Here is a 12,497-nt window from a genome sequence, read left to right as displayed (position 1 = left end):
CAGCAGCAATAGCCTTTTTAGTTTTCACTTATAGATTATCGCTATATACTTCTGGTTTTAAAACACCAATATATGGAAGATTTCGGTATTTTTCGATATAATCTAATCCGTACCCAACCACAAATTCATCTGGGACAATAAACCCTACATAATCTGCCTGAATCGCACTCTTCCTTCCTGTTGGTTTGTCAAGTAAGGTAACAATTTTAATTGATTTTGCCTTTCGGTAACGGAATAAATCCACTAGATAGCTGAGTGTTAACCCGCTATCAATTATATCCTCAATAATTAGGATATCTCTTCCCTCTACTGAAGTATCTAAATCCTTGAGGATTTTTACTTCTCCTGAAGAAACCATTGCTGTACCATAACTGGATACATCCATAAAATCCATTTCCAAATAGCAATCCATACGTTTTAGCAGATCAGCCATAAACGGCATAGCACCCTTTAAGACGCCGATTGCAAGCGGAAAGCGGTCCTGATATTCTTCAGTTAATTGGGCCCCTAATTCCTTGATTTTTTCCTGAATCTCTTCTTCAGAAAATAATACCTTTTCAATATCCTGTTTCATAATAATTGTGCCTCCTAGAAGATCATTACTTATGATATGAGAGTAGTATATACTGACTTGTTGAATGATTAATGCCTTCAAAAGCTGATTTTTTTATTCCAGGAAGCCAAAGAATACACCCATTTTTGTCAGTAATTACAGGCCAAGCATCGCGATCCTGGATAGGAATTTTGCTATCAATAAAAATATCTTTTAGCTTTTTTGTGCCTGACATACCTTTTAAGTTCATACGGTCCCCCATTTTTCTCGTTCGAATCGTAATGGGAAGTTTAATCTTTTCAGCTGGAAATAATGCATAATTTCCCTTTGTTTCAATGATGTTATTCTTATCATCAATAACATCCATTTTCACACTTCCCCCATTGGGTAATTCAATCACACCAGGTTCCATCATTTCGAAATAATAAGTGAGCGGCTCACTTTTTTCAAAATCGAAACAGAGTAGTGAATACGAGCGAATGACCTTTAAACCGTCGGGAAAATCAAGTGTTCCAGAAGGATGATGATGTCGAATTAAAGATAAAACATGATCAATATGTAAAGCGGAAAGTGACACTGGTATTACTTTGTAAAGATAGTTTAATATTAGTTGAATACCTCTTCTTTGTAAAGAAATTGGCATTTCCAAAAAAGGAATTATGTCAATGGTAATTTTATTCTTTTCTTTCTTTTTCATTACTTTATTCATTCTTTGGACAGTTAATTCCTGAAGAAGTATTTCGTCATTCTGTAGTTCTTCACTAAACCGTTGAAAATGTTCATGAACATGTTGATTTTCTGCTTTTAAAAATGGAAGAATTTCGTTTCGAAAGCGATTTCTGCTATAAATACTTTTCTTGTTACTTGGGTCAATTCTTGGCACCAAATTTTGCTGCTGACAATATTCCTCAAGCTCTGCCTTCGTTAAAGACAAGAAAGGCCGAAAAATGTATCCAGTTGCAAATGGTCTCATAAATGGAATACCCGCTCTCGCGGCACTGGAACTTCCTCTTGTCATCCGCATTAAGATTGTCTCAACCTGGTCATCTCCATGATGACCCAGGGCCAGATAGTTATAACCATATTTCTCCATTATTTCTCCAAAAAAATCATATCTCGCCTGTCTTGAAGCCAGCTGTGCATTTTTCTTGGTTTTTTTAATTATCTCAGGAACATTTATTCGTGCCATTTCAAAAGGAATATCCTTTTGTTCACAATAATCCTTCACGAATAAAGCATCTTCTAATGACTCTTGGCCGCGAAACATATGATCGACGTGTGCGACAACAATGGAGAGGTTCTTCTTTTCCTGTTGTACCCACAAATAGTGAAGCAATGCAAGTGAATCGGGACCGCCCGAAACACCAACCACTATCTTTTTATTATTAATATCAAATAAGTGGCGGTTAAGCAGTGCTGCTACCTTTGCTTCTAACATTCTGCATTCTTCCTTAAAAAAATTTCTTTACTGATTTATTTAATAACCCTAGCTTACCACTTTTATGACAAAAGTATCAAAAACAAAGACCTATTTGTTTAGGTCTTTTTTTGCTTCCCTTTTATACGTTATGAATAACGATTGGTTTCAAAAAATTAAAGAAGTTTTTGAAAAATATACAGAAAGTATAAAAGTGCAATAGACATCGTGATGATGAATGTTTCTGCCCAGCGGCTTTTTTTCTTTTTCTTTCGGTAATTTTGCCGAGTCTTTGGCTGACTTCCTGTCTGACTGAACTTTTGAGTTTGAATGGTGCTAGTGGGTTTCGCTGCGGTCGATCTATTGTTTAGACCAGGATTATTCTTGTCCATTGCAAGCATCATTAATTCTGTTCTCATTTGAAGTGCATTGGTGTAGTGTCCTTGGAGTGCTTTTACGATGACCTTTTCGTATGGATGTAATTCCTTTTGTCTTCTAATCGACTCTCTGAGCTGTGAAATACCGCCTGTTGTTTTGTTAAAGCGTTTTGGATAGGCGGTATTAATCATAATCATAGCAAGAGCAAATAAGTCATAAGCGGGATCTGCCTTTCTCGTGCCTAATCCCCAATATCCCCGATCATAAAATTCAGTGAATTCTTTAATGGCTCTCCCTTGAATCGTTGTACCGCCAACATCAATGCATCTAATCTTAGGGGTTGGGCCTGTAACAATTAGGTTTTCTGGTTTTAAATCGCCAAATACCCAGCCATTCTCATGAAGTTTATTCAGGTCATTTAATAATTGAAGAAAGAGAACAGTGGTCCATGATTTCCCCTTATTCTGAATAAAAGTGAGCAAATCTGGTCCTTGAATAAATTCCATCGTATAAAAGGAAATCTGCCCTTTATTACTAGTCCAATCATCTACATCAAGTAAAGAAGGCCCGAGGGTAGACCCTTGGACCTTTGCAAACGACCTTAATACATTCACCTCTGAGGTAATGGACATCCCGTTATCGCTCATTTTTAAGGCTACTTGCGAATTTTTAGACTTTGCAAGGTAGACAATGCCGTTTGCTCCATATCCTAGTTCCTTCAAAACTGTATATTTATTTGAATGCCATTTCCCTGTTATAACTGTGCCTGGAGCTACTTTACATCGACTCTTCAAGGAATGATTCATCATCACCGGTCATGAGACTCCTTAATGAACGTTTTGAATCAAATGATGATAGTGCTGTACGGATGGCTGGTCCTGTTGGAGTGATTCCGCCTGTTGTCAGCTGAGAGAAGATACTTGTCAAAGATTGTAGTTTTGGTGTCCAATCTAGTATTTTTTCGACATCATTCTTTTTCCCGGGAAATACAAAAACAGCAAACTGATTATCACCTGAACGCGCATTTAAGCTAAGGGATAGGTCAAGCAGGGCTTCTTTAACGGTTGGAAGCTTGTGTTTCATACTTGCACTTGTATCGACAAGAATCAACACCTCTAATTCGACAGTCTCTCCAAGTTCATCGACTACTTCCATTACTTCCCCTCTTTTCTCAGGCGGAAGATCTTCTATTGTCTGTGAACGACCAAGAATTTGCTGAAGTTCTCGGTTTACTACCCCTTGGATTGTCTGTGTCATTGCTTTCCTTGTAACCATTTGAACGGTTTGTGAGAGCTGCTGAGCATAAACAATTTGACTCACTCCGCCTCCAGACATGGCTATTCCTTCAATTTCCGTCATTCCCTTTTCATCAATCACATCTTGCTCCATTACACCGATAACATTTACAGATATACCTTGTTCTTTTGCTAATGCAGCCATAGCAATCGGATCTTCCCCTTGATTGGAACAGCCGTCCGTTATTAATAAAATCTGACGAATTTTCCCTGTATACATACCCATTCTCCCTCCACGTTTCGAGTTATTCCCATTTTCGACACTGTGGGGGCGATTTATACATATTAAAGGATAAACAGGGTAAAATAATTGATTACGCTCGTTTCTTCATCTTTGTCACAGGGATGCTAGCCCATTTAGGTGTATTGTGCTTTATCTTTGCTACAGCAATAGTCATATCGTCACCAATCAAATTATCACGTGAACGAATCACCTCTTCTAATATTAAATCAGAAATTTCCTGAGGATCATCGGTTTGCAATTCTTGTATTTTTCGTTTCATCCATAAATCATAATTTTCTACATGCTTAGGCCCCTCAAAGATTCCATCACTCATCATAATGAGTAAATCTCCTGCTTTTAGTTGCTCACTCACTACATCCACTTCGAATTCCTCTAGTATTCCAATCGGCAAATTACTAGCTTGTATTTTAATTACTTTATTTCCCCTTTTAATAAAACTAGGTGTTGAGCCTATCTTTAAGAATTTCGCTGAAGCGTTTTGAAGATCAATCATAGCTAAATCCAATGTGGCAAAAATCTCGTCTGTTGTTCGCAGCGATAGTATTGAATTGACTGATTTTATAGCAACTTTCTCATCAATACCTGATTGCAGTATTTTTTGTAATAGCTGTAGTGTCTCTTTGCTCTCATAATGAGCTCTTTCTCCATTCCCCATTCCATCACTTATTGCAATAGCAAACTTTCCTAACCCAAGTTCCATTGTTGAATAGCTGTCACCTGAAACAAAACCGCCATCCATGGCAGCATGGGCCATTCCCGTTTCAACAGTATAGGCTTTTGATGATTGGAACACTACATGGCAAAACCCGTTAGGATAGGCAGCACATTCTTCAGAGGTAACAATAATTTGTTCGCCGAGGATATCAGATAGCATGGGTGCGATTAATTTTTCACACTCCCCATGTCCATTGCAAAATGGAACAGACATTTCGATATCCACATTTCCTGACTCAAGACTATAAATCTCGACATGTTCAACTTGAACTCCAAATGCCTGTATGGATTCCAGAATTTGCTCTTCCTGCTTATGATGGTTCTCTCTTTCTCGCTGTATCTCTTTTGCAAAGTTTTCCATGACCTCTGAGACACCAAGAAGTTGATCTGCTACTAGTTTCCTGCTTTCCTGAACTTGTTTCTTTAATTTTTGATTAGCTTGATAAAAGGTCAACTCCTGTCCGACAGCCTCATATACTCTTTTTGACCGGGTACAGTGTTTATCCCATTCACGAGATAACCTAGGCGAAACAACACCTTCGTTTTGATCCATTTCATGAATAATTTCTTCTAGATATCCATAGGTCGTATTAAAATTCTTCGCCCAGCACTGCTCCTTTTTAAAGCAAGTATTACAGGTTTTTTCCGTTACATGGCTCATAAAATAATCCATTTCTCGTTCATCTTCTCTATCATGAGGCTTTGTTTCCATTTGCGAGAAACTATTAGAAAGTGCATGAAAGACACTAGAAAATTGAGCCACTCTTTGTGCTGTCACATCACGCATTTTCCTCATGTACTTTTGCTGTTCCGTTGTATATTCTGGTGTACCTGGAATATATTTGGCCAATTTAGAAGTAAAAAGCTGCGGTGTTAATAGAAAAAGGACAATGGCTGCCGCGGACTCCAAAAGTGTAGTTGCTAAAGAGCCGGTACCGCCCTCCTGACCATACATTCCAATTAAAAGTGTTGCAATAAACAAACCAATTGCAACGCCTATCTTCTTCCCCTCTTTTAATAGGCCGCCTAATACACCCGAAAACGCAAGAAGGCTCATATGATAGAAACTTGAAACACTCGCAAGGCTAAAGATTAAACCCGTTACGACACCTACTGTCGAACCCACTGTAGCACCGGCGATAAATGAAAATACTAATACGAGATAGCGAGACATTATATGCTCAAGTGATAAATCGTAAATTTTCCAGCCAATTGTTCCGGTCATGATGGAAGCAAGCATAATAATTATGCATACAATTTCCTCCGTTTTTAACAATTGTCTGCGCTTGTTCAGAATTAATAAGGGAATGCTCTGCAAGAAAATAAGCGTTAGAATAAACGACAGACTCGCCTGGACACCTACCATCATCGCATCATAAAGTGTCAGCTGTCTAGAAATAATAAAGGCTTCAGCCAACTTCCCCATCCCTAGAATGATCGCAACAAAAAGCGGAATGATTCTCATTTCATTTTTGATCCATCTCTCGCTAATTCGATAGATGACTAGAAAAAGGATGGATACTAAAAAGGTAAATGCTGCATTTTTCAAAGAGACAGTTGCTGCGCCCGCAACCAATCCTACTAATGCTAGTGGTGACCGATCTCTTTTTATTAAAAAGACGGCAGCGAAAAAAGGAAGACTAAAGGGAGCAAGCGTGGATAATATTAAAGCCCTTCCTAATAAAAAACCAACAATTAGTAATAGGTAACCCTTTATAAGGAAGAAGGATTCAACTTTTAACTGGAATTTCTTCAAGACGCTGTCCCAAGACCATTTAGAGGATCGAAAGTTAACCTCTCCGACCGGTTCTAGTAAACTCCGTTCTAGCTTTTCCATAAGTCACACTCCTCTATTAATTCTTGTTAACGACTATTATAAAATTAATAGATTCAAAATTTTGTCAAATTAGTGAACATATGCAAAGTTTCGTTCGACGGTTTCCACTATATTTATTCAAATAATGTTGGCAAATCGCAAAGATGTCGGAATAGGGAGCGAAAAATAAAGTTTTAAAAAAATTTATTGACACTATTTGTTTTCATCTGTATTATATTCCTTGTGTCTTAGATACTTGGCGGTGTAGCTCAGCTGGCTAGAGCGTACGGTTCATACCCGTAAGGTCGGGGGTTCGATCCCCTCCGCCGCTATACGAAAAGCGAAAGCGCCTTCGGAACAAGCACAGCTTGTTCCTGCGAGGGTTATTCTAGGGAGCTTCCCTTAGTGTCCAGGGGCGACAGGCATAAGACGAGCCGGCAGAAAGGTTGCTCTTTAAACCTTTTTGACGGATTGGCTTATGACCCGAGCCCCTAGGCGCTGCAGCTAGACAATCAGAAAAGCGGAAGCGTCGATAATTTCGACGCTTTTTATTTTTTGGCAAACAAAAAAAGACAAGCCACTAGACCTGTCTTAAATAGGCAATATATGTCTATATAAATAAGCAACAAGTTAACCCCTTCTAGCTCCTCTTCCGCCACGCTTAGATTCAGTATGGCGTTTTAAAGAAGTTAAACGATCCTCACTATCTTTTAAAAACTTCGCCATCTTTGACTCGAACGTCTCTACTCTTGGAGCATTCCGATCATTTTGTCTGCCCTGACGAGGAGGACGTTGTGAATGTGAGTTTGAGTTTGAATGGGATCTTTGCGGTGCCTCTGGTCTATCTTTTGCCTTTTTTATGGATAGCCCAATTTTCCCATCTTTCTCGACATTGATGACTTTAACCTCTACTTGGTCACCAACCTTAAGATGATCATTGATATCTTTCACATAATTGTCAGCAACCTCACTGATGTGGACGAGTCCAGTTGAGCCACCAGGCAGCTCCACAAAAGCTCCGAAATTTGTAATCCCTGTTACCTTTCCTTGTAACTTGCTGCCTACTTCGATTGACATAAAAAGAATTTTCCTCCTTAAGAAATAAAAAAATCATACTTACTTTATATTATACAAAATGGGAAAAATAAGTGTCAATAAGACTAGTTATTGGGTTTTTTATCTTCATTTTTCTCCGGTATATTGAAGATAATCTCACCATTCTCTGAGAAAAAGTATTCTTTTCTAGCAAGCTTTGCAAGGTAATCATCATCATTTAACTTAATGATATCTTCCTTTAGGATTTCCTGTTGTTTTTTTAACTGTTTCAGCTCTTGTTCCAGGTGCCTCTTTTGTGCAACCTTTTTATCTAATGCTGAGGACTGGGAAATAAAGCTAGTAATCATTAAATATGACATGACGGCAGCAAAAACTAAAAACAAGGAAAGTCTTCTATACAATAACTTCCTTTTTCTAGCTGAAGCTATTTCTGCTACTTCTTGCTGGTGGACATACGTTGATTGAATTCTGGCTATATTCTTTTCGTTTACTGAACTCAGTTCCCATCCCTCCTTACTTTTTGGGTCTTTTCCACTTTTTACTCCACTTTACTAAATAGTTCTTGATTTCCATAAAAATTCCTGCCGTTTTATTATATAACTTCTCGACGTATTTTTTAATACCTTTCGGCAAAAGTTTCCAAAGTATTATCATTATCTTCACAATTGGGACCCAAACTAGCTTAACAATAAATAATAAAATCTTTAAAACAAATTTGACAAGGGAAAAAGTCCCCCTGCCAAGTAGAATTACAATAGAAATTAACAACTGAATAATGCCTACGACAGGTTTATAGATAAGCAGTTGAAAAGCCCTTCTGAAAAATTGATAAAGTGCTATTACACTTTTTATTATGGCTTCAAGCAGTTTTAAGTATATCCCTTTAAATAGACTTTGGTAGGCCGCAAAACCGCAAAGAAGAGCAACGAAAATATAAAAACGCAGTTCTCCATTGTTCACAAGGAATAGAGTGTAGAAAATAATTAGGGCTTGGCTTACCCAAAACAACAAATCATTTATAAAAACAATCCATGATTTGCGATTAGGCCGATTTAAGAAGCGCTGATAGGTATCAAACATAACCCCAAACAACGAGCCCATTCCAATCATCGAAAGCATGGTAAGAAATTGAGTGGAGAGTGTCATCGGAACAACTTACTAAAGAACCCTTTAGCTTTCTCCCCATGCTGTTCATCTAAGTAAACTAAATCAAATATCTTTCCCTTAATGGAGACAATCCCCTTTTCTACATCAAGATTTTTCATTTGCAGGTTTTGCCCTTTAATCGCTAAAAAGCCCATGGAAGTTTCTAATAAGAACTCCTCATTATCAAAACTCTCTACTTGTTTAACGCCTGTTATATCGAGAAGTTTTCTTCCCCTCATGATAACATCATGCTCTGGAACGGTACTTTTGACAGGGTTTGTTTCATAATATTGGCTCATCATTCATCCCTCACAATCATTTGTACAACCATTTAGTACAATTTTATGTAAGGGATAAATGAATTAGAACAAGCCTTTTACCGGCGTCTGTTAGAACTGTGATTCACCGGTTTTTTCATCTTTAATAATCGTGTACATTTCAGCTGCCGCTTCCTTGCGAGTTGTATCTTGAATTTGGTCAATTCTTGCCGTAACAAGTCTTTGACCAAGACGAATAGTAAGCTCATCCCCAACTTTTACTGTTGAGCTTGCTTTTGCTTCTTTCCCGTTTATAAGAATTCTCCCTTGATCGGATACCTCTTTTGCCAGAGTTCTTCTTTTTATTAATCTTGATACCTTTAAAAACTTATCTAATCTCACAAATGATCCCCCGTTTCTATAGTCCCTTTAATTTTGCTTCATCCCAAAATTGATCGAGTTCCTCAAGTGAATGCTCCTCAATAGCCTTACCACTTTTCTTTACCTTTTCTTCTATAAATTGAAACCTTCTAATAAACTTTTGATTGGTCTCAAATAACGCCTCTTCAGGATGTATATCTAAAAACCTTGCAACATTCACAAAAGCAAATAGGATATCACCAAATTCTTTTTTTGCATGAACAAGGCGTTCTTGCTGAACCTCATTCTCAAACTCACCAAGTTCTTCTTTCACTTTCTCTAAAGCCGGTGTAATCTCCTTCCAATCAAAGCCAACTTTTGCCGCTTTCTTCTGAATTTCGAAGGCTCTCACTAAATTCGGCAAAGATTTGGAAATTCCGTCGAGTAGCGAAGACTCCTTTTCGCCCTTTTCCTGCTTCTTTATTTCCTGCCAGTTACGTAGTACTTCTTTAGAATCCTCTGCTTGAACATCCCCAAAAACATGTGGATGTCTGCGAATCATTTTAGCTGCTAGTACCTCTATGACATCATCAATTGCAAAATAGCCTTCATCCTCACCAATTTGTGCATGAAGCATAACCTGTAGCAACACATCACCAAGCTCTTCTATTAAATGATCAATATCACCACTATTGATGGCATCAATTACTTCATAGGTTTCTTCAATCAAGTACTTTTTTAATGACTCGTGTGTTTGTTCCTTATCCCATGGACAACCATTCGGGCCTCTTAATACAGCAATAATTTCCCGCAGCTTTGAGAAATTTTTCAACAAAATTTGTTCATCTTCTACAGGAGGTACATAAACAGATGTAAGATTATCAAGGGTTACTTTACGGTCTAACTCATACAAAGGAACGTGCTCTATGCTTTCATTCCTGCTCCCAGCAGCCCGAACAATGACAACCTCATAATCATCAGGAAGTCTTTCCATTAGGGTCAATTTAATATTTGAAGCGACAAACTGGTCATAAACTTGACTTATAAAAATATGCTGGTCAATTTGCAGTTGACTGGATTGGAGTGAGGTCCCATCTAGCAGCTGAAAACCTTCTACAGGATCGATTTTTAATGATTGAAAAATAGCGTCGATAAAGCTTTGACCTCCGCCGATGATAATACCTACATCCTCTTTTGGGCCATATTGTAAAAGTAATTGAACGGTTCTTTCAGCAACAAGAGGATGACCCGGCACAGCATATATCACTTGCTCCGTTTTTGCCTTTTCAAGCAAAAGCTGAACAATCTCTTGATATACCTCTTCAAACTGGTCATGCTTTTCATAAATAGAATCAAATGATGTAAATCCCAGTCCTTCTTGAACTAGCTCCTCAATAACAGGATGTTCCCTTGTTCTTAAGTAAACATGCCCTGCTTTCATTAATTTTTTGTAAACGCCAAAGGGGAGCTGTTCGAGATCTCCCGCTCCTAGACCGAGAACTTCAATTGTTTTGCCCATGGTTTTCTAACTCCTATTCTTCTTAGGTAATAAAAGGCTTAATTTGCTGCCGAAAGGAAATAGTGTTAATTCTTTCTCCTTAAAGACGCCTCCTCTGATTATGATAAATAAAAAAACGAACCCTCCGGATAATGCTCCCCCGAGCGCCTGAATGGCTGCCATTATCCTCTGTATTTCAACTGGTATCGTGATCATATTTGTGATGGCTAGAAAGCCTTTAAGAAGGAGCACCATCGTGAGAGCAGCTGCTAAAACGGTTCGAAGGAAATGAAACGATAGCAGCTCTATCGGCTGCATTTTTTTAAATTTTATATAAAGAAGGCAGCATGCAAAAAATAACGTGATGATGGTTGCATAAGCGGCCCCCATTGTCCCAAATACGGGGACTAAAAAATGATTTAAAACGTACTTTAATGGTAAGGTTGCTAAAACTGCCGCTGCAGGAAAAAGCAATGATCCCAGCCCCTGCATAATGGCAATTAGTGTTGTAATGATTGAGCTTAGGAGAATAACAAAGCTAAGCATTCCTAATACTGCTGAACCTGAGTTATTTTCAAATAACATAATATTGGCTGGTTCAATTATGGCCCAAAGCCCAAAAGAAGCGCCGACACCAATGACGACAGCGATTCGTACAGCCAATTGAATTTTATCCTGTAAGAAAGAAACATCCTTTTGTATTCTTGCACTTGTTATTAACGGTACAAGTGATAAGGACATGGATGCAGCTACAATGGTCCCTAACTGGATTAATGGCTGCCCACGGTCAAATATTCCCTTTATTCTTTTGGCCATTTCTTTTTCATATCCATTTTCTGTAAGTAAAGAGTATAGATTCAATGCGTCAGCCATCTGAATGAAAATCATCAGCATACCACTTATACAAATCGTAAGACCTTGATACGTCAGTTTTTTTACAATCATGCCTGCTTCTGGAAAATAGTCCAACAGCATTCCTTTTCGAGGAGCAATCATTCCCCATTCTTTACGAATCCAAAGGAATGTAAACAAAATAATGGCTGAAACCATACTTCCGGTAATTGACCCAAACATGGCACCGCCGCCGACTAGATACAGCGAATAGCCTAACTCCGTTAGAACATATGCCAATATGAGAATGGTGAAAACTCTTATTAATTGTTCACCTACCTGCGATAGAGCAGTTGGAATCATATCTCCCTTCCCCTGGTAATAGCCTCTCAAAATAGAGGTAATTGGAAATAATAAAAAAACAATCGAGACAACCCTTAGCAGAATCGATAATTTCTCATCGTTCATCCAACTCGCAATATGACCTGCTCCAAAATATAGTATAAGAAAACATATAATTCCAAATAACTGTAAAATGATAAACGAGACAAATAAAAGCACTCTTATTTTCTCATGGTCACCTTTTTCCTTTTGTTCAGCATATAACTTAGAAATCACCACCGGAAAACCTGTTGTCGCCAAGACCATGGCAAGACCATAAAACGGGTATACCTGCTGATATATGTAAAAGCCAACATCATCAACAATATTTTGAAACGGAATCCGATAGACAGCACTTAGGATTTTTGTTACTAATGCTGCAACCGCTAAAATAAAAGCCCCTCTAAAAAGAGCCTTAGATTGGTTTACATGCTTCATTTATTTTTTATCTCCTGACTAACCTAAACTCGAAAGTATTATAACATAGAATAAAAGGCGGAAGCGCCTGTTTAGGGGCGGCAGGTATAAGACGGTCCGGCAAGAAGGTTGGT

12 protein-coding genes and 1 tRNA gene are annotated in these 12,497 nt (G+C 38.1%); 1 reads left to right on the top strand and 12 read right to left on the bottom strand.

Annotated features, from left to right (window positions below; translation table 11 throughout):
• Nucleotides 1-28 precede the first annotated feature (28 nt).
• The 5 genes from hpt to spoIIE all read right to left on the bottom strand — a co-directional run bounded on the left by hpt (nt 29) and on the right by spoIIE (nt 6,438).
• Complete coding sequence (hpt, locus tag QNH29_RS00495; protein ID WP_283862992.1) at nt 29-574, bottom strand: hypoxanthine phosphoribosyltransferase; 546 nt, start codon at nt 572-574, stop codon at nt 29-31.
• Between the two features lie 25 nt (nt 575-599).
• Nucleotides 600-1,991, bottom strand: coding sequence for a tRNA lysidine(34) synthetase TilS (gene tilS / locus QNH29_RS00490; RefSeq protein ID WP_283862991.1), 1,392 nt, complete (start codon nt 1,989-1,991; stop codon nt 600-602).
• A 155-nt stretch (nt 1,992-2,146) separates the two neighbouring features.
• Entirely contained in the window at nt 2,147-3,157 is a 1,011-nt protein-coding gene (locus QNH29_RS00485) for a protein kinase domain-containing protein (protein WP_283865502.1), read from the bottom strand.
• Nucleotides 3,126-3,923: a vWA domain-containing protein gene (locus QNH29_RS00480; protein ID WP_349654905.1), complete on the bottom strand. Its 798-nt coding sequence runs from the start codon at nt 3,921-3,923 to the stop codon at nt 3,126-3,128. Before QNH29_RS00480 ends, QNH29_RS00485 begins: the two co-directional genes overlap by 32 nt.
• A gap of 34 nt (nt 3,924-3,957) precedes the next feature.
• The gene (gene spoIIE / locus QNH29_RS00475; protein WP_283862989.1) at nt 3,958-6,438 is read right to left on the bottom strand and encodes a stage II sporulation protein E; all 2,481 of its coding nucleotides are present in this window, start codon (nt 6,436-6,438) and stop codon (nt 3,958-3,960) included.
• Nucleotides 6,439-6,675: 237 nt separating this feature from the next.
• Here spoIIE and QNH29_RS00470 point away from each other — a divergent pair.
• Nucleotides 6,676-6,749 (top strand) — tRNA-Met (locus QNH29_RS00470).
• A 298-nt stretch (nt 6,750-7,047) separates the two neighbouring features.
• On the opposite strand, the gene QNH29_RS00465 is transcribed toward QNH29_RS00470, so the two are convergent.
• From QNH29_RS00465 to QNH29_RS00435, 7 genes are all read right to left on the bottom strand, one after another.
• Nucleotides 7,048-7,494: a S1 domain-containing RNA-binding protein gene (locus QNH29_RS00465; protein ID WP_283862988.1), complete on the bottom strand. Its 447-nt coding sequence runs from the start codon at nt 7,492-7,494 to the stop codon at nt 7,048-7,050.
• 83 nt (nt 7,495-7,577) lie between these two features.
• Nucleotides 7,578-7,856 carry an FtsB family cell division protein gene (locus QNH29_RS00460; RefSeq protein ID WP_349654878.1) on the bottom strand — a complete coding sequence of 93 codons (279 nt, stop codon included), beginning with the start codon at nt 7,854-7,856 and terminating at the stop codon, nt 7,578-7,580.
• A gap of 130 nt (nt 7,857-7,986) precedes the next feature.
• Complete coding sequence (gene yabQ, locus QNH29_RS00455; RefSeq protein WP_283862987.1) at nt 7,987-8,619, bottom strand: spore cortex biosynthesis protein YabQ; 633 nt, start codon at nt 8,617-8,619, stop codon at nt 7,987-7,989.
• A complete protein-coding gene (yabP, locus tag QNH29_RS00450) occupies nt 8,616-8,918 on the bottom strand; it encodes a sporulation protein YabP (RefSeq protein WP_095250671.1) in 303 nt (100 codons plus the stop codon). Before yabP ends, yabQ begins: the two co-directional genes overlap by 4 nt.
• A 90-nt stretch (nt 8,919-9,008) precedes the next feature.
• Nucleotides 9,009-9,278, bottom strand: a complete 270-nt coding sequence (locus QNH29_RS00445; RefSeq protein ID WP_283862986.1) for an RNA-binding S4 domain-containing protein — start codon at nt 9,276-9,278, stop codon at nt 9,009-9,011.
• 16 nt (nt 9,279-9,294) lie between these two features.
• Complete coding sequence (gene yabN, locus QNH29_RS00440; RefSeq protein ID WP_283862985.1) at nt 9,295-10,755, bottom strand: bifunctional methyltransferase/pyrophosphohydrolase YabN; 1,461 nt, start codon at nt 10,753-10,755, stop codon at nt 9,295-9,297.
• A gap of 6 nt (nt 10,756-10,761) precedes the next feature.
• Entirely contained in the window at nt 10,762-12,384 is a 1,623-nt protein-coding gene (locus QNH29_RS00435) for a putative polysaccharide biosynthesis protein (protein ID WP_283862984.1), read from the bottom strand.
• Between the last annotated feature and the right edge of the window lie 113 nt (nt 12,385-12,497).

It is taken from the genome of Neobacillus sp. DY30 (assembly GCF_030123065.1).
In the GTDB taxonomy this organism is placed as follows: Bacteria; Bacillota; Bacilli; order Bacillales; family Cytobacillaceae; genus Neobacillus.
The sequence above is the reverse complement of the archived record's forward strand: the minus strand, read 5'-3'. Positions and strand labels throughout refer to the sequence as shown.

What these genes read in the sequence shown, in the direction of transcription:
- tilS (WP_283862991.1), bottom strand. Translation starts at nt 1,991, where the DNA reads ATGTTAGAAGCAAAGGTAGCAGCACTGCTTAACCGCCACTTATTTGAT.
- yabQ (WP_283862987.1), bottom strand. Translation starts at nt 8,619, where the DNA reads ATGACACTCTCCACTCAATTTCTTACCATGCTTTCGATGATTGGAATG.
- QNH29_RS00465 (WP_283862988.1), bottom strand. Translation starts at nt 7,494, where the DNA reads ATGTCAATCGAAGTAGGCAGCAAGTTACAAGGAAAGGTAACAGGGATT.
- spoIIE (WP_283862989.1), bottom strand. Translation starts at nt 6,438, where the DNA reads ATGGAAAAGCTAGAACGGAGTTTACTAGAACCGGTCGGAGAGGTTAAC.
- QNH29_RS00435 (WP_283862984.1), bottom strand. Translation starts at nt 12,384, where the DNA reads ATGAAGCATGTAAACCAATCTAAGGCTCTTTTTAGAGGGGCTTTTATT.
- yabP (WP_095250671.1), bottom strand. Translation starts at nt 8,918, where the DNA reads ATGAGCCAATATTATGAAACAAACCCTGTCAAAAGTACCGTTCCAGAG.
- QNH29_RS00485 (WP_283865502.1), bottom strand. Translation starts at nt 3,157, where the DNA reads ATGATGAATCATTCCTTGAAGAGTCGATGTAAAGTAGCTCCAGGCACA.
- yabN (WP_283862985.1), bottom strand. Translation starts at nt 10,755, where the DNA reads ATGGGCAAAACAATTGAAGTTCTCGGTCTAGGAGCGGGAGATCTCGAA.
- hpt (WP_283862992.1), bottom strand. Translation starts at nt 574, where the DNA reads ATGAAACAGGATATTGAAAAGGTATTATTTTCTGAAGAAGAGATTCAG.